Source organism: Citrobacter sp. T1.2D-1 (assembly GCF_950098555.1).
Lineage (GTDB): Bacteria > Pseudomonadota > Gammaproteobacteria > Enterobacterales > Enterobacteriaceae > Citrobacter_A > Citrobacter_A telavivensis.
In genome coordinates this window covers 20,825-38,923 of the sequence record NZ_CATNHH010000018.1, presented here as the reverse complement: position 1 = coordinate 38,923, position 18,099 = coordinate 20,825, and the positions used below count along the sequence as shown (strand labels likewise).

Genomic DNA, 18,099 nt, shown 5'->3' with positions numbered 1-18,099 from the left:
GTTGCTGTGATTCATGCAGAACGTGGATCTGTTTCGGCACAAACTTGCCTTCATCATCAACAGTAATCACGCGCTGTTCTTTGCCGGTATCGATAACGGCCTGGCTTGGTATCAGCAGCATCTCCTGGCTCTTGGTATTCAGTTTCAGATAGGCATTCATGCCCGGCTTGAGAAACTCATCCTTATTAGAAACCTGGAGACGGACCTGAAGCGTACGGGTTGTCTGATCCACGCTGGGAAGAATGTTCCATTTTTCGACATGGAATGTTTTATCCGGATAAGCCGGTACCGAAATTTCAAACTGCGACGTATCTTTCAGCAGATATGCGATAGATTCTGGCACTGCAGCGCTGATCCAGACCGGGTCCATCCCCTGAATCTGAGCCACTACTTTATCTTTCGAAATATTCATTCCGGTGCGCAGGTCAAACGCAGTAATGACACCATCAATAGGTGCTTTAATGGTAAAACGGGTCTGGATTGTGCGGGTTGAACGCAGCCTTTGAATATCCTCTTCCGGCATACCAGCTAGACGAAGTCGCTCCAGAACCCCTTTTATCTGGGTTGACGTACCGCCTGTACCGGATAACAGCAGGAACTCACTTTGTGCCTCAACCCATTCAGGAATGGTGATATCGATAAGCGGAGTGCCTTTCTTCACATGATCGCCAATCGTCAGGGGATACACTTTTTCGACGAAACCGTCAGAGCGCGCCTGCACAATGACAAACTGATACTCGTTGTAACTGACATTAGCCGGGATTGTCTGAGAATAATTCAGCATTCCTCGCGTGACTTTTTGCGTTTTTAATCCCAGATTCTGAACCTGCGTTGGATCGATACGGATCCCGCCACTGCTTTTATCGCCGCTTTCATCAGCATATTTTGGCACCAGGTCCATATCCATAAAGGGAGATTTTCCGGGTTTATCAAATTTGGTATCCGGTTTCATCGGGTCATACCAGAAAAGTACCTTTCGCTCCGGTGCCTTTTGTTCGGTTTGTACTGTTTTTTGTGATGAGTTTACGTACTGCCAGGCAGTAACCGATATCAGCCCTCCTGCTATGAGGCTGCTGATAATTATTGCAGCATATTTTATCTTTAAAGAAGCCATACAATTTCTCGCTGAAAAATCAAAACACCTGGCATATGCGCCCGATCATTCATTCACAGTAATCCCTTAATGAATGTTCAGGCGCACTGGATGTATTCGCTCCGGACTGATAATCAGGATTGCGTAACGTTAATGCTTTTGAGTAAGGAGATATTGCCCTGCTGAATAAACGAGAAATCGACATGGTTGCCGGTTTTCAGGGCATTGATAGCGTCGTCTGCATTAACAAAAGTGAAGCGCATGGTCATTGCAGGCCAGCCCACCGCCGGGATTGCTTCGTGCGAAATGGTAATCTTTTTACTATTCATATCAATGTCTTTAACGATACCGGTGCCCTTGATAACCTGCTGTACCGAAGCATCACTGGCAGCATTCATATCGCCATGCTGATGTGTTTCAGCATGAAGACCGGCAGAAAACATGACAGAGAAGGCACCAAATAAAACGGCTTTAAGTGAATTACGCATTTTAATTTCCTGATTAATTGAATAAATTTACTCTACCCAACCGCCACCCAGCGCGGTAAACAGATTAATTTCGTTAACCTGTCGGGAATAGGTAAGATCGAGAATGGTTTGCTGCGTCGCGAAGAGGGAACGTTCTGCATCCAGCACTTCGATGTAACTGACAGCACCACTTGCATACAATCCTCTGGCACGCTGTAGAGTTATCTGAAGTGAATCAAGATAACGCTGCTGTGACTCAAGTTGCTGGCTAAGGCTGTCGCGCAGCGCAAGCGTGTCGGAAACATCCTTAAAGGCTGACTGAATTTTTTGTTCGTAATTAACCACCGATTGTTGCTGGCGAATTTCAGCCAGCTTCAGATTGGCTTTATTCCTGCCAGCATTAAAAATAGGAATTTCAATTTTAGGGATAAAATTCCACATTCCACTTCCTGACGTAAACAGGCTTGACAGCTCCGTACTGCTTGCGGAAAGACCACTGGTCAGGGTAATGGAGGGGAAAAAGGCCGCTCGCGCTGCGCCAATATTGGCATCAGCCGCTTTCAGCTGATATTCCGCTTCCATAATATCCGGTCGCTGCAGCAAAATTTGTGAAGATAGATTTGGTGGCAATTTTACTGGTGCGATCTCCCCGCCTTTCATCCCTTTTTCTGACGGAAGTGCGCGGTACGTTCCCAGCACCAGTTGCAGGGCATTGTTTGCCTGAGCCAGATCGCCTTCTCGTTTGGCTATTTCGGCGCGGGTACTTTCGATTTGTCCTCTCGCCTGTTCAAGTGCCAGAACGTTCGTACTCCCGGTCACGAGCTGTTGCTCAACGAAAGCATAGGACTGTTCATAATTTTTCAGCGTTTCCCGCGCAATACGGAGTTGTTCGTACGCCAGTTGCTGGCTGAAATAGCTCTGTGAAACGTTGGAGACCAGCAGGATGTGTACGGCCCGACGGGCTTCTTCGCTGGCAAAGTAGTTCTGGCGGTCAGCATCACTCATGTTCTTAAGTTTGCCGAAAAAATCGAGCTCATAGCTGAGCTCCAGTCTCGCGTCGTACTCCTGTGTGGTCGGCTTGTCACCTTTCAGACCACCGCTGTATGTTATCCCGGATGAGGCATTCAGCTGGGGATAACGATCTGCATCCGTGACGTTGAACTGGGCTCGGGCCTCTTCAACCTTCAGGGCAGCCATTCTCAAATCACGGTTATTAGTCAGAGCTTCACCGATCAACCGGGTAACCTGGGGATCGACAAAAAAGTTACGCCAGCCCGTATCCTGATAGCCATTTACCGCTGGCGTCAGGCTGTTATGGGACAGTGAAAACTGCTGGGGTACCGGTGCTGCGGGCCGCTGATATTCAGGCGCAAGCGACACGCAGCCTGCCAGGATGAATATCGTGCTAATGCTGAGTAATTTTAATTTGAACATAACGCTTCTCGTCCAGGCAGACCTGGTAAATGGTTCAAATGAAGTCCAGAGTATTGATAGGGGTACTTTACCTAACGCTCTCTGTTTGCCGAGTGACAGGATAATGACAATGTTGTCATTTTTGCTGTAATCCGTTGATAACGATCGTGGGCGCAATAGAATGACATTAGCAGCCAGCCGGGGAGCAAGATGAAAATATTGATCGTCGAAGACGAAATTAAAACAGGTGAATATCTCAGCAAAGGGCTTACAGAGGCAGGGTTCGTAGTGGATCACGCTGATAATGGTCTTACCGGATATCATCTCGCCATGACAGCCGAGTATGATTTAGTCATTCTGGATATCATGCTACCTGATGTGAACGGCTGGGATATCATCCGCATGCTGCGCACTGCCGGAAAGGGTATGCCGGTCTTACTGCTGACAGCCCTCGGCACGATCGAACATAGGGTCAAAGGACTGGAACTGGGTGCGGACGATTATCTGGTTAAACCCTTTGCGTTTGCCGAACTGCTCGCCCGGGTGAGAACCCTTCTGAGGCGGGGAAACACGATGATCACGGAAAGCCAGTTTAAGGTGGCTGACCTCTCGATTGATCTCGTATCCAGAAAAGTCAGTCGCGCCGGAAACCGCATTGTGCTCACCAGTAAAGAGTTCAGCCTGCTGGAATTCTTCATTCGCCATCAGGGAGAGGTTCTTCCCCGCTCCCTGATTGCCTCTCAGGTCTGGGACATGAATTTTGACAGCGACACTAATGCGATCGATGTCGCAGTAAAGCGACTCCGCGCTAAAATAGACAACGATTACGAGACAAAGCTGATCCAGACAGTCCGGGGCGTGGGCTACATGCTGGAGGTCCCGGATGCATAGCAAACCTTCCAGACGCCCTTTCTCACTCGCTCTGCGGCTGACCTTTTTTATCAGCCTGTCCACGATACTGGCTTTTATCGCCTTCACCTGGTTTATGCTGCATTCTGTTGAAAATCATTTTGCCGAGCAGGATGTCAGCGATCTTCAACAAATCAGCACCACACTGAACCGTATACTGCAGTCCCCGGTGGATCCGGATGATAAAAAAATAAGCAAAATAAAGGAATCAATTGCCAGCTACCGCAACGTTGCCCTTTTGCTCCTCAATCCCAGGGGGGAAGTGCTCTTTAGCTCAGCTCAGGGGGCGGCACTACGCCCGGCAGTGAATTCAGCAGATTTTAGCGAGCACAGCCGCGCACGGGATGTCTTTCTCTGGACGGTGGAGGATCCTGCGGGACCGATGGATACCGGGTCCGAAATGAAGATGGAAACATACAGGATTATCGCCTCCTCTGGTCAGGCGATATTTCAGGGCAAACAGCAGAACTATGTCATGCTGACTGGCCTATCCATTAATTTCCATCTCCATTACCTCGATGCGCTGAAAAAGAACCTGATTGCGATTGCCGTCGTGATAAGCCTGTTGATTGTTCTGATCATTCGAATCGCTGTCCGTCAGGGGCACCTGCCCCTTCGTAATGTCAGCAATGCCATTAAAAACATCACCTCCGAGAATCTTGATGCGCGACTGGAACCGACACGCGTTCCCATTGAGCTGGAGCAACTGGTTATCTCGTTCAATCATATGATTGGAAAGATTGAGGATGTCTTTACCCGCCAGGCCAATTTCTCTGCCGATATCGCGCATGAGATCAGAACGCCCATCACCAATCTGGTGACGCAGACTGAAATCGCACTGAGTCAGGATCGAACACAGAGGGAACTTGAGGATGTCCTCTATTCCAGTCTTGAAGAGTATAACCGGATGACCAAAATGGTCAGCGATATGCTGTTCCTGGCACAGGCAGATAATAATCAGCTGATACCTGACAGGGTCATGTTTGACCTCAGAGCGGAAGTCATGAAAGTCTTCGAGTTTTTCGAAGCCTGGGCCGAAGAACGCAATATCACGCTCAAATTTAACGGGATGCCCTGCCTGGTTGAGGGAGATCCACAAATGTTCAGAAGGGCGATCAATAATCTGTTATCCAATGCCCTGCGTTATACCCCGGAGGGACAGGCAATCACCGTCTCAATAAGAGAGCAGGAGAGCTTTTTTGACCTTGTGATTGAAAATCCGGGGAAACCAATCCCTGAAGAGCATTTATCAAGGCTGTTTGACCGTTTTTATCGGGTAGATCCGTCCAGACAACGAAAAGGAGAAGGCAGCGGCATCGGCCTTGCGATTGTGAAGTCCATCGTGGAAGCACATCACGGAAGAGTGCAGGTGGAATCGGACGTACGTTCAACTCGTTTTATCCTATCCGTGCCCAGACTGGAGAAAATGATTCCGGAAACCCAGTACTGAGAATAAAGATTTAAATGACAAAGATGTCATTAGCCTGTCATGCAGCAAACAGAAGCCATTCGATATAATTAGTGCAACTTATCAGGAAGGCATTATTACTTCATCCATACACGGCATCAGCACAAGCCAGGAGTTGTATTAAAGCCTCATCCCGGCGGAATAAGGTCTGTAGAGTTGTCAGTTGTACTACTGAGGACACAGATCGAAATTCACGGACATCACTAATTCAGAAATGGAGAGTTACCATGAAAAATATCGTCTTAGCATCAGTGTTAGGTTTGAGCTTAATTTCTACGGCCTGGGCCACTGAAACTGTAAATATCCATGAGCGTGTCAATAATGCTCAGGCTCCGGCCCATCAGATGCAGTCTTCTTCAACTCCAGCCGCCATCCAGGGGGCAGCTCCACGGATGGCCGGTATGGATCAGCATGAACAGGCTATTATTGTTCATGAAACCATGAACAATGGTTCAGCAGATGCACATAAAAAAATGGCGGAAAGTCATCAGAAGATGATGGGAACTGGCACCGTTAACGCTTCCCGTCCGGCGACTTCGTTTGCGGCGATGAATGAACATGAAAGAGCAGCTGTTGCCCATGAATTTACGAATAACGGTCAGTCCGGCCCCCATCAGGCTATGGCTGATGCACACCGCCGCATGATCAATGCGGGCTGATGACAACTGAAGTTTCCGTGCGGTTACCCTTTCCTTGATAGATTGTCCCTTATACGGATATGTTGTTATTTTTTGCCCCCTTCAGGGGGCTTTTTTGTCTGACTCAGCTAAACTTATCCGGTAACCATCTGAAAGGGTTTATTATATGAAAATCACAAATTCGCTTTTTGTTATACTGATGTTATCCCTGCCAGCGATTTCCGCAGAACATTCAGAAATGAAAATGTCAGATATATCCTCATCGGCATCGTCACAGGAATATATGTCCGGCATGAAAGGTATGCATGACAAAATGATGGCCGCTGTAAAAGAGTCCGATCCCGACAAGGCTTTTGCGAAAGGCATGGTAGCACACCATGAAGGGGCAATAGCAATGGCTGAGACCGAGCTAAAATACGGAAAAGATCCGGAAATGAGAAAGCTCGCGCAGGACATCATTAAAGCTCAAAAAGGTGAAATTGAGCAGATGAATAAATGGCTTGGTAATCAAAAATAATGATTGCGGAAATAATATATTGCGCGTACAGTCAGAGTGTTCCCGGGCACGGGAACCTGTTAATCGTTAATTAATCAAAACCCGATTCATTTCGGGTTTTTCCTTTTACCCCCCCAACGCATGCACTGCACCGAGTGAAATTCACCTGAGCCAATTCTGCTTGCTTATTATTTCGATGGGAATTGCTGATTTTAATTAAGTCTATGTTTTAAAGGTGTTTCTCATGCCTGGGTTTGGCAGGGGTTCGTCCTGTTCTCTGGTCATGCGCAATGGCAATTCGCAGTCAGGGCTCAAGACTACTTTTACCTCTTTTTTAACAGAAAGTTTCTGGACCCGATACTTGCCGGAAACATCATCTGCTGTTCATCCCGACCAATAAAACGAAGGTATCACTCTCGTTTGAATCTCACTTACTTTCCATTTTGTAATAAAGAATCAAGTTTTCCAGTGATATATCAATACCAACTTTTTTTAATAACCTTTTTCGCGCAGTGTATATTTCTTTCAGCATATCTTCATAACCCTGACCAAAGTGAATTTGTTTATGGCAATTGCAACACAGAGATATGATATTTTCTTCAACATCAAGAGATGTGTCAAAAGCATCTTGCCTGGACATAGGTACAATGTGATGAGGTTCTGTGTAATTTAAGGATGAATTTCGCCTTCTGAATGTTGGGTGGTCACTATCGACTTCACATCTGTAACCTGCTTTATTCAGCGCATTTTGGGATACGCCTTTACTCCTGGGATACGAGAGGCCATTTTTTACTTCTATTGCATTTTTCTTTGGTTTGGCTTCCCCTGTATATTCAAACGTCTGAACGTTGTCAAAGATATTACTTTTCTCTATGGCATTGATCAACTCATCGTCAGAGTAATACTCACTGCTGGCCATTTCTGTTGTACCAAAAAAATCCAGTTCGTTAATTGCCTGAACAAGTTCCTCACGAATTGTCCATAAGTTTCTTTTGGGTTTTCCGCCGATTTCTTTACTCTTCATTACGGTAATGAATTTTGTACCGCATGCGATATTTCCGACACCTTTAACCTCGAATCTACCAAGTTCTTTTTGAACTCTGCCACCCAGTCCGTTTATGACACCATTAGCACTCATGCTGTGCAGGTCGTACTTCTTACCAATATCGAAGCATGTGCAGGAATGATTTGGCTCAATAAACCATTTTTTTAACGCTGCAATACTTTTTGTGTCAAAAACTTTATCATTTGTTAATAAAGTTTTCCATTCTTCCACACTGATATCAATGTCACAGACATACTCTCCATCAATCACTTCGCATATTTTTTTAATCACATTCATTCCCCTGTTATACAAATAGTCATAATGAAAATATAAAGCTCGCTAACCGGTATGGTTGCGTAAGGACAGTAGTCTCTCAGAGACCGTGCTTTCTTTTTTTTCAGTCCTGGACACTAAAGGGTCTGTTGCACCCCGAAAAAACTTGTTGCGGGGATTGCTCATTGAGATGAGCCTCTGCTTGATCATACCAGATCAGCAGGCTGCCCCCAATGCTATGGCTTCTTAGTTTGGCCATTATCCGGCCTTCCTCACGACCAATAAAATAGAGACATTACCCGTGACGCTGCCACCGTCTCAGCCCGGGACGATCAGAGAGCGCTTCTGATGACCTTCGGTTTTTTTAACGAAGCGGGTGGGATGCAGTTTGTTGCTGAAATGTTAATAATAATCAGCAACTGATGCTAATTTCGCACTTTTAACATTTATGAATATAAATGTTATGCATAATTGCATTTACAGGAAATATCATGCGTTTTGTCATACGTGATCCGAAAAAAGCAAAAACCGGATCATGCCTCAACCTATTAAATTCTGATGGCAGGAAGGGGGACCCTTTTGGACTGAAGCTATCGGCTAATTGGTCTGGTGAAGCTGGTAGGTCTATCGGCGGGTAGTTGTAATTCATTAATCACTGATCGCTAGCAGGGTTGGACATCCGGAAGGATCCTACGAATCCAGAGGAGGTGCGCCTAACCTGGAACACTCATTCTCCATGCTTATGTTATGGAAATAGTTTACCTCTAACCGGAACGGTGTTTATAATCCGTTGTCGTCACCTCGGGTGTTCCCCTCTGCACTTTTTACCGCCTGTAAATGGTTACAGGGACTTCCGGCAGAAGCCGGACTGTAAAAGGAAAACCCGCCATGAAACCGAAAATTGTACCCGTTGTACGGTATACACGTTTTCGTTTCGGGCGCGTAGAGCATGTGCGTAATCACATGCGCTCGCTCCCGACGCGTTAAATGAACGGTACCCGTAGGTGACGATGCTTCTTGTTTAAACACCTGTTTCTCGCTGTTCTTCAGACTCCCCCATCATTGCAAGATAGTGTTCATCGTCATCAGTCTGAATAAATACTCTTCTGAACATTTTCAGATAGCGTTCCTTATCGATGGCACCGGTCGATAAAATATTTCTGCCATCGGAATGAGAGTGCCGGTTGATTGCCCGGTAAAATGAATCATATTCTCCAGCATCACTGTGTTCGCTTGCCAGAGACTCAAGGGCATCTTTCAGTTTTTCATTTTTGCAGGAGAAACTGAAATAGTACTCAAGAATATTCCTCATCGTATTAAAAAGCACAACGGGCTGGGTTTTCTCATCCCTGACATCTTTCAGGGTCTGCCATAACGCCTGATATTCATTGAGCATCTCGTGCATGGAAAGCTTTTCGCAGGAACTGTAGTCAGATTTAACGATGCGAAGCAAAGACCAGTTTACCGGTGCTTCTCTGTTATCCTGTAGGCGGCCGCTGTTTAACAGTATTTCCTGGAAGAAAAACATGTTGTGAGTAAGTATAACGACATGCCTTGCTGCGCCTGCCTTGATTATTTTACGTTTGATGAGTGCAGCGACCTCATAGATATAATTATGTGACAGGCTGGAAATCGGATCGTCAATGACAATGAGTTTATTTTCAGGATTAACGGTTTCGGGAGTGAGACTTCCCGAGCACGATTCAATAAAGTAGAGGAAAGAAACGATGGTTTTCTCACCCTCGCTGAGGGATTTGAATACTTCCGCCTTTTCAGGTTCGCTTCCTCGGCGCAGACGGTATAGTTTCATTTCAGCATCATGGCAGATTATTTCAAAGCCAGTGATCCCCAGCAGCCTGAGATTCGCGTTGATAATGTCAATGGTTGGTTGTATGTCGGAGAGTTGTCTGGTCAACGCATTCGTCTCGTCATCCAGCTGCTTCTTATTTGCAGCGAGGCTCTCAGCTTCACGCAACCTGCTGTTAACTTCATTCTGAAGCTCACCAAGCTGCCTGTCGCGTTCGGTAAAGAACTCATCGCAAATCCTTCTGAGGTGCGCCATGACATCAGCGTACAGGGTCTGTTTTTCTTGGGTGAAATTTTCAGCAAGACGGTTATTTTCCCGTACCCGGGTATTGAAAGCATCCACTTCATTCTGGAGTAACAACAGGGGTTCTTGAATGTTCTCAGGTTGTATCTTCAGAGAAGGTTCTTTAATTTTATTAAGGAGTTGCTGCAACAAAATCTGAAAGCATTTATTTACCGCTTTCACCAGAGACAAAATCTGACTTCCATCATCAACGAAAGTATGGATCGCAACACGGCGTTCAAATTCGGCCAAGTTATCACAGTCCTCAGCAAGTCGTTCTGCTGCCTGGCTCAGCATCCCAAGAGAAGTCTGATATGTCTCATCGAACATCTGAGTGAGTTCGCGCGAAAACGTAATGACATCAAAGGGCTGCTGGCAGAACGGGCAAATATCGTCGTTTATATAATGCTGTCCCTGGCGCACCCAGTCTGCGTTACCGATTTTCTGAATGAGCGCAGAGAATTGTGTGCTGCTTGCAGGCATAACAGGTTCCTGCATCAGTTTTTGTGTGTCTTCAGTTAAGGCGGTGGTCTGGGGAATATGAATTTCGGCGACAAGAGTTCCTTCGCTTTGATTTAACATCCGCCATTTATCAGCCAGTTCCTCAGTTGTGGTACGAACGTCTGAAAGTGGTATTGCCACCATACGTTCGTAAAACGATCTTTTAATTTTAGCTCCATCAAGGAAATCGCTGAGGATTTTTCTGTCATTTACCGTTCTGTTAAATATATCCCTGGTACAATGGTCGATGACCGTTTCTTTCATCCCTTCTTTTTCTGCGATCTCTTCATTGAGCTTATCTATGCGAGTACTCAGTTTTGCTCTTTCTTTATTATTACTGTTTATTTTATCTTGGCTTTCTTGATTGGCCTCGCTGAGAGTGAATATTCCAGGCTGATAGTCCGAACGGGCGAATTTGTTGTCAATGTATTCCTGATTAAAGACCTGAAAGTGGCTGATATGCGGACTCTCAAATGCACAATGCCGATATTTATCGGCCTGACTGTCATAAAAATAGCCAGATACCGTGGATTTTCCCGAGCCGTTCTGGCCATAGATGAGCGTCACTTTGCTGCTGAGATCAAAGCAGATTTCCCTGTCTGGCGCATAGCTTCTTACGCCACGGATCCTGAGATGAGCCATTCTTTTTCTCCTTATCCCTGAGTTTTCTGAGCCTTTCCATCGTAGCGCATTTTGTATTCAGGTTGTGCCATCCTGATAAGATTTTTCTCGATCATACTGACATGAGAAAACTGGCTCAACGGGAAGTGATGGTAACCGTATTTTAATGTCCGAGTTATTATTACATCATTAGCAATAAAAATTTGTTCTTGTGCTTACTGGTTATTAATGCACCTAAAGCAACAATCAGCTCATATTCTTGATTTAAAGTCATCAGTATTTTTCATACTGTATGGAGATCCGAAAACCCCGAGAAGCGGATCATGGCTATTATTTGCACATTTTTTGGGACAAAATCAGAAAATGTGATATAATTTAATTAATTAGATAGTAAGCCACCCTCCGCACTTCAAACCGACCTAACGGGTCATTCCAGATAATCTCTCCCTCAGCATTTCCGAAAAACAAGCTATTATGGATTTTTCGGAAGTGTGGGAAAGGTGCGTCCGGTAATTGCGGTTGGTGACTGTTATCTGGCTAATCACTTCAGGCGGGCAACGGAATGTCCTGCGGGTGATGATAAATAAAGTAATTAGTAGAAAGCTTACGATAAGGAAATCAATTATGAGCAACACAACGACATACGCTAATCAGTGCAACAGCTTTTCCCCTTCATCAATTGTGGAAATGCTTTCAGGTTATGGCTGTAAAAAAATGTGGTTATACCGCACGACGAATACGCAGGGGGAAACACTTCTTGTGCTTCTCGATGAGGAGAACGGGATATACGAGGAAATGGCCAGCCGCCTTGATGCTCCAGATATGAAAGAGTGGTCCATTCAGTATTCTGACGGCGGTTATAAATCCCGTACGCTTCCTGAAGGGGCGTTTGAGATCGATTTGGGTTGTCCTGACGAAGCGGCATGGTATATGGATCTTTTATAGTCACCAGGTCATAAGGTGAACTCCTGACAGGCGGGATTTCTCAATAGAGCAGCGTAACAACTAAGGAGTTAAGGATGGGGCGTTCCACTAAGGGGATTATCAAGGGAAGGGAGTTTCCTTCCAAAAAAGCAGCTGTGGGGCATTTCATGGATCAGCGTGAAACAGTCAAAGAAGCGGGCCCGCTGAAAGAGGGAGAATTGTTTGATGAATTACGCGAGCTTTATCTGCGTTACTGCGAAGTGACCAGCTTTGATCTGAATGGCAGGATTATCTATGCCTTCAGTGTGGATTATGAGCCGCGACAGAACGGTCAGACCTGGGCATCTCACCTGTGCTACTGGGTACATTTCTCGCCGAAGCAGAGTTTGTCCTTTTCGGTCAGAGAAGCGGTGGATGAAATTGCAAAAACTGCTGCTGAACAAATTTAATGGCGGGCGGGATTTATGATTAAAGGAATTCCATTGCATTCTTTTGAATACCTGCATTACATCGTTGATAGTCTTGGATGGATGCTGCCAGTTTATTTATATCTCTTCAGTTTTCTTTACGCATTTATTCATGAATCCGGACATGCCCTTATGGCCATGTGCCTGGGAACTCGGGTAACCCGCTTTCAAGTGGGGAAACCTGTGTTGTTCCGGTTCAAAAGGGGCAGACTTATCCTGAAGTTTGGATTGCTTTTTCCAGACGGAGGTGTCAGTTACCACTATGCGAATGATGCCCCCAGGTGGAAAGTTATGGCGGCGGCGCTGGCCGGTCCATTATTGCCCGTGATTCTGTCAGTACCAGTTTTTACTCTTACCGGTATTCAGCCACTAACGGTCATTGCTGGGTTAATTGTGATGATGCTGACTCTGGTTAACCTAAATCCCTTCATGATGGAAACAGATGGCCAGAAAGTTCTCAAGCATCTGCATGCCATAGTTCAGGGGCGGAAAGTCCTGGATTCCTGAGCAACTGTTACACGAGTTCCATCTACTTAGTTGAAAGGAATGCTGATGAAGATGTCTCTTCCTGGTCTGCCGGGCGAATATGTTGCCCAGTCACAGCAGCTTCCTGTGGCTATCGACTAGGCCACAACAATTTCTTGGCTGTTCTTCACTTCATTCCCAACCAGATACATTGAATATTGAATGTAAAATTCATTTCTATTATTCTAGAAATATAGAAATAACAATCATGAGAACGAATATGGAACTGAACTTTGCGGCGTCGGTGCTGAAAGAGCTTGGCCATGTGACAAGGCTCGGGATTTATAAAAGACTAATCAAAGCCGGACCTCAGGGCGTGGCCGTGGGTGATCTACAGAAGCAACTCGAAATCCCTGCATCCACACTGAGTCACCATCTTTCATCTCTGATATCTGTATCTCTGGTTCGTCAGGAGCGGCAAGGAAGAATACTGTACTGTCACGCCTGCTATGAAAACCTTGGCGCGCTGATTGCTTTTCTGACAGAAGAATGCTGCTCAGGGGCAGATGGACTGTACGATACCAATGGCGATCTTGGAGGAAAAAATGAGCACTGAACTTAAGAATGTTAATGCAAGCCTGTTCGATACCTCAATTACAGAGGCAAGATTCGGCATTCCTTCTGTTCCACACCCTCCCCGTATCCTCATGCTGTACGGCTCTGTACGTGAACGTTCATACAGCAGACTGGCAACTGAAGAAGCGGCAAGGTTGTTGACTGCCATGGGCGCAGAAGTTCGGATCTTCAATCCTTCTGGCTTGCCTCTTCCTGATGATGCGCCTGATTCGCATCCCAAAGTCATGGAATTGCGTGAGCTGGTTCGTTGGTCCGAAGGGATGGTGTGGTGTTCACCTGAACGCCATGGTGCAATGACCGGCATAATGAAGGCTCAAATCGACTGGATACCTCTATCGGAAGGGGCAGTTCGCCCGTCGCAGGGGAAGACGCTTGCCGTCATGCAGGTCTGCGGTGGCTCTCAGTCTTTCAATGCCGTAAACCAGATGCGCATTCTTGGCCGCTGGATGCGGATGATCACCATCCCAAATCAGTCCTCCGTGGCAAAAGCCTGGCAGGAGTTTGATGAAGATGGACGGATGAAACAGTCGTCTTATTACGACCGCATTGTGGATGTGATGGAAGAGCTGGTGAAATTCACGCTGCTGACAAGAGGTAATTCAGCCTATCTCGTTGATCGCTACAGCGAACGAAAAGAGTCAGCAGAAGAACTTTCTCGCCGAGTAAATCAGAGCAAAATTTGAGGGCTGGTATGAGTGATGTAACGGCATTCAACAACTGCATGAGTGTGTTCTGGCGGCAACATGAAGCCGAACTCTCTCGCTTTCTGACATCGAAGACAGGTGATAGCGAAAAAGCAGCAGATCTTCTGCAAGAGCTATTCCTGCGTGCCCGTGCTCATTCAGACAATTTCTGCGAAATGGAGAATCCGCGAGCCTGGCTGTATCGGGCGGCGAGGAATCTGCTGATTGATGAGTACCGCACCACCAGGGAATTCGTTGAGCTGGAAGAAGAGGCCCCACTGCCTGATGTATCCCATGATGCGATCTCAACGCTGGATATTTGCCTGCCTGAAACATTACAGGCGTTACCCGAAGATGAGCGGTGGCTGATTGAAGAGTCCGATCTTAACCGGCGTCCCCAGCAGTCCCTGGCCGATGAACTGGGAATCACGCTTACGGCGTTTAAATCCCGTTTACTACGGGCCAGAAAGCACCTGAAAGAAGCGATGACAGAACTTTGCCAGATTGAGGCAGATGACACTTCTCCCGTCTGCTGCCACAAAAAAATGAATTAATCGCGCATCTTTTTCCCACCATCTTCGTTTACCTCAGTGTAAAGCCAAATGACTAAACACTGAGGTAAACAGTCCATGTCAAAAATTGAGATCTTTGAAGCAGCAGGTTGCTGTGCAACCAGCAGCGTTGTGGTCAGCGACGAAGCCGTCAAATGGAACGCCAGCGCCGAATGGGCGAAAAAGAATGGTGTTGATATTCAGCGCTACAGCCTTGCGAAAAACCCGCAGCAGTTCCTGAATACACCTGTGATCAAAGAGTTTCTGAACACTTCAGGGATGGAGTCCCTCCCTGTTACCTTGCTCGACGGCAAGCTGGTGATGGCAGGCAAACTGCCGACTCGTGAAGATATCGCCCGTTGGGCCGGTATTCCGCTTACTCAGGACTGGAGTGAAGACAGCACCCAACCACGTTGCTGCAGCATTCCACGTATGCCTTAATTCCAGAGGAGCTATTGCTGATGAATATGCCATTTTTAAAAGACATCCCCCCGTTCATCTTCTTCACCGGTAAAGGTGGAGTGGGTAAAACATCCCTCGCTTGTGCTACTGCGGTATGGCTGGCCGATCAGGGTAAGAGAACGCTTCTGGTGAGTACCGATCCGGCTTCCAATGTCGGCCAGGTATTTAGCCAGACTATCGGCCACCGAATTACAGATATCAGTACCGTACAAAATCTTGCTGCGATGGAAGTTGACCCTATGGCTGCGGCACAGGCTTATCGTGACCGTGTGCTTGACCCCGTTCGTGAGCTGATGCCAGCCGATGTGGTCAGCAGCATTGAAGAGCAGCTTTCAGGTTCATGCACCACGGAAATTGCTGCGTTTGATGAGTTTACCGGTCTTCTGACCAATCATCAGTTGCGGGAAAAATATGACCATATCGTATTTGATACCGCGCCAACCGGTCACACTATCCGCATGCTTGAGCTACCGGGAGCCTGGAGCGGTTATCTGGAAGCGAACCCCGATGCCGCTGCAAACCTCGGGCCTCTGGTGGGGCTTGAGAAACAACAGCACCAGTACTCAGATGCGGTTAAAGCGCTGTCTGATGCAGCTCTCACACGATTAGTGCTGGTTGCCCGCGCCCAGGCTTCGACACTGAAAGAGGTTTCCCATACCCACGATGAGCTGTCTGCTATCGGTTTGCAACATCAGCACCTTGCCATTAATGGTGTACTACCGCCGTTTGCGGGTGAGGATGATCCACTGGCGCAAAGTATTCTGGCTCGGGAAGAAAAAGCATTACAGGCAATGCCTGATAATCTGGCTAATCTTCCCCGCTCACAGCTGTATCTGAAGCCATTTAACCTGGTCGGTCTGGAAGCATTGCGGGAGTTATTTACAGAGAGCAAAGCCGCACCGGCTCTCCCTGCTACTACGCTGAATACTCTGGATTTGCCGAAACTTGCTTCACTAGTTGATGAACTGAGCCAGACTGGCAAAGGGCTGGTCATGACGATGGGGAAAGGCGGCGTGGGCAAAACGACCGTTGCGGCATCAGTCGCGGTATCGCTGGCGAAACGTGGCCACAAAGTCCACCTGACCACATCCGATCCGGCAGCACATCTGTCTTACACGTTGGATGGCTCGCTGCCCAATCTTCAGGTCAGCCGTATCGACCCGAAGGTAGAGACAGAACGTTATCGCCGCTTTGTCCTGGAAAATCAGGGCAAAGGATTAGATGCAGAAGGGCTGGCGGTGCTGGAGGAAGACCTCCGCTCGCCATGCACTGAAGAGATCGCCGTCTTCCAGGCATTCTCCCGAATCATCAAAGAGGCAGACGACCATTTTGTCATTATGGACACCGCGCCAACGGGCCATACGCTCCTGCTACTGGATGCGACTGGAGCCTATCACCGGGAAATGGTGCGTCAGATGGGGCAAACACATGACCACGTCATCACTCCAATGATGCAATTGCAGGATCCGGAGAAGACGAAGGTGATTATCGTGACGCTTGCCGAAACGACACCTGTACTGGAAGCTGCAAACCTGCAGTCCGATCTGCGCCGGGCCGGGATCGAGCCGTGGGCATGGGTTGTTAATAACAGCCTGGCAGCTGCTGAACCGTCTTCACCTTTCCTGAAGACCAGGGCTAACCGCGAGCTGCCTCTCATCTCTGATGTGGAAGAGCAGTATGCAGAGCGTATTGCATTAACAGCGCTACAGAGCGAAGAGCCGGTTGGTATTGACCTGCTGGAAGAAATGGCGAAGTAACAATGAAGGGGGCGTTTGCCCCCTTCATGCTTTGCTGTCGTTCTATTTCCCCGATGGATAACAAAGTCCTCTGTCATTTTCCAAAAAGAATCTTTTCGAGTTCGATTAACTGTTGCTGAGATTGCTCATTGAGATGGGCCTCAGCCTGGTCATATAAAAAATATGGGTACAGGAAGCACATATTTGTCTCCCTGCATGAATGAAAACAAAAGATGGTATGGAAGATTAGCCTGCTTGTTGGGTCATAAGCTTTTGTATTTACCTTTCCTTTAGCTTTTCAAGTAACCTTAAAAAAGATGCCAACGGGAACAGAGCAATGAAAATCGTTAACGCAGAAGAAAAGCACATCCCCGCCATATGCGATATCTACGCCCATCATGTTATTCATGGTACCGCCAGCTTTGAAACTGAACCACCGGATACCCATGAGATGCTTGCCCGCCTGAAAAAGATCCGCAATCAGGCGCTGCCGTGGGTTGTCGCGTTAGAGGAAGAAAAGGTCATCGGGTATTGTTATCTCACTCGTTACCGTGAACGCTACGCCTATCGCCACACCCTCGAAGATTCAATTTATATTCACCCGGATGCGCAGCGTCAGGGGACAGGAAAAGCGTTGCTGCGCCACGTCATTGCCTGGGCAGAAACACACGGCTACCGGCAGATGATAGCCATTATCGGCGACAGCAATAATGAGGGTTCGCTGAAAGTCCATCAGCAGGTCGGATTTACAGAAAAAGGCACGCTGAAAGACATTGGTTTCAAGCATGGTCGCTGGCTGGACACGGTTTTGCTGCAACGAAATCTGGGGGAAGGGAACAGCTCGCTGCCATAAGATTCAGGCCTTATGCTCTGAAACAGGAAAAAGGGGGCATTCGCCCTCCTTCATATTTATTTCCGTCTTTAACTATTTCTGACGCCGATATTGAGAGAGTTTTCTTCTACCTACCGGAAATATCATCCGTTTTTCTCTTTCTGAAACCAATGCTTAACAGTTGAAAGGTAAGTTTGTATTCGAGCACATAGGTTGCTGGAGGGGAATAAATCCCGTCTCCCCGAACTAAATTGTGACGTTTGCAACCGGGATACCGGAACCTGAGGAGATGCAAAAACGGTGAACACACCTCCACTTCTACTTAGCAGC

General features: G+C 47.1%; 18 protein-coding genes. 13 read left to right on the top strand and 5 right to left on the bottom strand.

Annotated features, from left to right (window positions below):
- The 3 genes from silB to silC all read right to left on the bottom strand — a co-directional run.
- Positions 1-1,114, bottom strand: a 1,114-nt coding sequence (silB, locus tag QQZ17_RS15305; RefSeq protein WP_284554141.1) for a Cu(+)/Ag(+) efflux RND transporter periplasmic adaptor subunit SilB, incomplete at its 3' end; no start/stop codon positions are given.
- Positions 1,115-1,227: 113 nt separating this feature from the next.
- Positions 1,228-1,581: a Cu(+)/Ag(+) efflux RND transporter periplasmic metallochaperone SilF gene (locus QQZ17_RS15300; RefSeq protein WP_001246152.1), complete on the bottom strand. Its 354-nt coding sequence runs from the start codon at positions 1,579-1,581 to the stop codon at positions 1,228-1,230.
- Between the two features lie 27 nt (positions 1,582-1,608).
- Positions 1,609-2,994 carry a Cu(+)/Ag(+) efflux RND transporter outer membrane channel SilC gene (gene silC / locus QQZ17_RS15295; RefSeq protein ID WP_000475503.1) on the bottom strand — a complete coding sequence of 462 codons (1,386 nt, stop codon included), beginning with the start codon at positions 2,992-2,994 and terminating at the stop codon, positions 1,609-1,611.
- Between the two features lie 189 nt (positions 2,995-3,183).
- Between silC and silR the strand changes: the two genes are divergently transcribed.
- From silR to copM, 4 genes are all read left to right on the top strand, one after another.
- A complete protein-coding gene (gene silR, locus QQZ17_RS15290) occupies positions 3,184-3,864 on the top strand; it encodes a copper/silver response regulator transcription factor SilR (RefSeq protein ID WP_000697968.1) in 681 nt (226 codons plus the stop codon).
- Positions 3,857-5,332, top strand: coding sequence for a copper/silver sensor histidine kinase SilS (silS, locus tag QQZ17_RS15285; RefSeq protein WP_007374412.1), 1,476 nt, complete (start codon positions 3,857-3,859; stop codon positions 5,330-5,332). The genes silR and silS overlap by 8 nt, the downstream gene beginning before the upstream one ends.
- A 245-nt stretch (positions 5,333-5,577) precedes the next feature.
- Positions 5,578-6,009 (top strand): silver-binding protein SilE, encoded by a 432-nt coding sequence (silE, locus tag QQZ17_RS15280; protein ID WP_007374411.1) that lies wholly within the window; start codon positions 5,578-5,580, stop codon positions 6,007-6,009.
- 145 nt (positions 6,010-6,154) lie between these two features.
- Positions 6,155-6,505, top strand: a complete 351-nt coding sequence (gene copM / locus QQZ17_RS15275) for a CopM family metallochaperone (RefSeq protein ID WP_007871800.1) — start codon at positions 6,155-6,157, stop codon at positions 6,503-6,505.
- A gap of 406 nt (positions 6,506-6,911) precedes the next feature.
- Here copM and QQZ17_RS15270 read toward each other — a convergent pair whose 3' ends face one another.
- Complete coding sequence (locus QQZ17_RS15270) at positions 6,912-7,820, bottom strand: HNH endonuclease (RefSeq protein WP_152406006.1); 909 nt, start codon at positions 7,818-7,820, stop codon at positions 6,912-6,914.
- 1,003 nt (positions 7,821-8,823) lie between these two features.
- Entirely contained in the window at positions 8,824-11,034 is a 2,211-nt protein-coding gene (locus tag QQZ17_RS15265) for an AAA family ATPase (protein WP_042999125.1), read from the bottom strand.
- A gap of 603 nt (positions 11,035-11,637) precedes the next feature.
- Here QQZ17_RS15265 and QQZ17_RS15260 point away from each other — a divergent pair.
- The 9 genes from QQZ17_RS15260 to QQZ17_RS15220 all read left to right on the top strand — a co-directional run bounded on the left by QQZ17_RS15260 (position 11,638) and on the right by QQZ17_RS15220 (position 17,790).
- Positions 11,638-11,958: a hypothetical protein gene (locus QQZ17_RS15260; protein WP_042999126.1), complete on the top strand. Its 321-nt coding sequence runs from the start codon at positions 11,638-11,640 to the stop codon at positions 11,956-11,958.
- A gap of 74 nt (positions 11,959-12,032) precedes the next feature.
- Positions 12,033-12,386, top strand: coding sequence for a hypothetical protein (locus QQZ17_RS15255; protein ID WP_042999127.1), 354 nt, complete (start codon positions 12,033-12,035; stop codon positions 12,384-12,386).
- A 15-nt stretch (positions 12,387-12,401) separates the two neighbouring features.
- Positions 12,402-12,911 carry a M50 family metallopeptidase gene (locus QQZ17_RS15250; protein ID WP_046494304.1) on the top strand — a complete coding sequence of 170 codons (510 nt, stop codon included), beginning with the start codon at positions 12,402-12,404 and terminating at the stop codon, positions 12,909-12,911.
- Between the two features lie 238 nt (positions 12,912-13,149).
- On the top strand, positions 13,150-13,485 hold the full coding sequence (locus QQZ17_RS15245) for an ArsR/SmtB family transcription factor (RefSeq protein WP_046494305.1): 336 nt from the start codon (positions 13,150-13,152) through the stop codon (positions 13,483-13,485).
- Positions 13,475-14,188 carry an arsenical resistance protein ArsH gene (gene arsH, locus QQZ17_RS15240; protein ID WP_046494306.1) on the top strand — a complete coding sequence of 238 codons (714 nt, stop codon included), beginning with the start codon at positions 13,475-13,477 and terminating at the stop codon, positions 14,186-14,188. Before QQZ17_RS15245 ends, arsH begins: the two co-directional genes overlap by 11 nt.
- 8 nt (positions 14,189-14,196) lie before the next feature.
- Positions 14,197-14,742 (top strand): sigma-70 family RNA polymerase sigma factor, encoded by a 546-nt coding sequence (locus QQZ17_RS15235; protein ID WP_046494307.1) that lies wholly within the window; start codon positions 14,197-14,199, stop codon positions 14,740-14,742.
- 75 nt (positions 14,743-14,817) lie between these two features.
- On the top strand, positions 14,818-15,180 hold the full coding sequence (locus QQZ17_RS15230) for an arsenic metallochaperone ArsD family protein (RefSeq protein WP_020839050.1): 363 nt from the start codon (positions 14,818-14,820) through the stop codon (positions 15,178-15,180).
- Between the two features lie 20 nt (positions 15,181-15,200).
- Positions 15,201-16,958 (top strand): arsenical pump-driving ATPase, encoded by a 1,758-nt coding sequence (gene arsA / locus QQZ17_RS15225; protein WP_115190221.1) that lies wholly within the window; start codon positions 15,201-15,203, stop codon positions 16,956-16,958.
- 316 nt (positions 16,959-17,274) lie between these two features.
- Positions 17,275-17,790, top strand: a complete 516-nt coding sequence (locus QQZ17_RS15220) for a GNAT family N-acetyltransferase (protein ID WP_042999128.1) — start codon at positions 17,275-17,277, stop codon at positions 17,788-17,790.
- Positions 17,791-18,099: the final 309 nt, after the last annotated feature.

Bases quoted from the DNA above. Each gene is read 5' to 3' on its own strand.
- QQZ17_RS15300 (WP_001246152.1), bottom strand. From the start codon at position 1,581: ATGCGTAATTCACTTAAAGCCGTTTTATTTGGTGCCTTCTCTGTCATG.
- silC (WP_000475503.1), bottom strand. From the start codon at position 2,994: ATGTTCAAATTAAAATTACTCAGCATTAGCACGATATTCATCCTGGCA.
- silR (WP_000697968.1), top strand. From the start codon at position 3,184: ATGAAAATATTGATCGTCGAAGACGAAATTAAAACAGGTGAATATCTC.
- silS (WP_007374412.1), top strand. From the start codon at position 3,857: ATGCATAGCAAACCTTCCAGACGCCCTTTCTCACTCGCTCTGCGGCTG.
- silE (WP_007374411.1), top strand. From the start codon at position 5,578: ATGAAAAATATCGTCTTAGCATCAGTGTTAGGTTTGAGCTTAATTTCT.
- copM (WP_007871800.1), top strand. From the start codon at position 6,155: ATGAAAATCACAAATTCGCTTTTTGTTATACTGATGTTATCCCTGCCA.
- QQZ17_RS15265 (WP_042999125.1), bottom strand. From the start codon at position 11,034: ATGGCTCATCTCAGGATCCGTGGCGTAAGAAGCTATGCGCCAGACAGG.
- QQZ17_RS15260 (WP_042999126.1), top strand. From the start codon at position 11,638: ATGAGCAACACAACGACATACGCTAATCAGTGCAACAGCTTTTCCCCT.
- QQZ17_RS15255 (WP_042999127.1), top strand. From the start codon at position 12,033: ATGGGGCGTTCCACTAAGGGGATTATCAAGGGAAGGGAGTTTCCTTCC.
- QQZ17_RS15250 (WP_046494304.1), top strand. From the start codon at position 12,402: ATGATTAAAGGAATTCCATTGCATTCTTTTGAATACCTGCATTACATC.
- QQZ17_RS15245 (WP_046494305.1), top strand. From the start codon at position 13,150: ATGGAACTGAACTTTGCGGCGTCGGTGCTGAAAGAGCTTGGCCATGTG.
- arsH (WP_046494306.1), top strand. From the start codon at position 13,475: ATGAGCACTGAACTTAAGAATGTTAATGCAAGCCTGTTCGATACCTCA.
- QQZ17_RS15235 (WP_046494307.1), top strand. From the start codon at position 14,197: ATGAGTGATGTAACGGCATTCAACAACTGCATGAGTGTGTTCTGGCGG.
- QQZ17_RS15230 (WP_020839050.1), top strand. From the start codon at position 14,818: ATGTCAAAAATTGAGATCTTTGAAGCAGCAGGTTGCTGTGCAACCAGC.
- arsA (WP_115190221.1), top strand. From the start codon at position 15,201: ATGAATATGCCATTTTTAAAAGACATCCCCCCGTTCATCTTCTTCACC.
- QQZ17_RS15220 (WP_042999128.1), top strand. From the start codon at position 17,275: ATGAAAATCGTTAACGCAGAAGAAAAGCACATCCCCGCCATATGCGAT.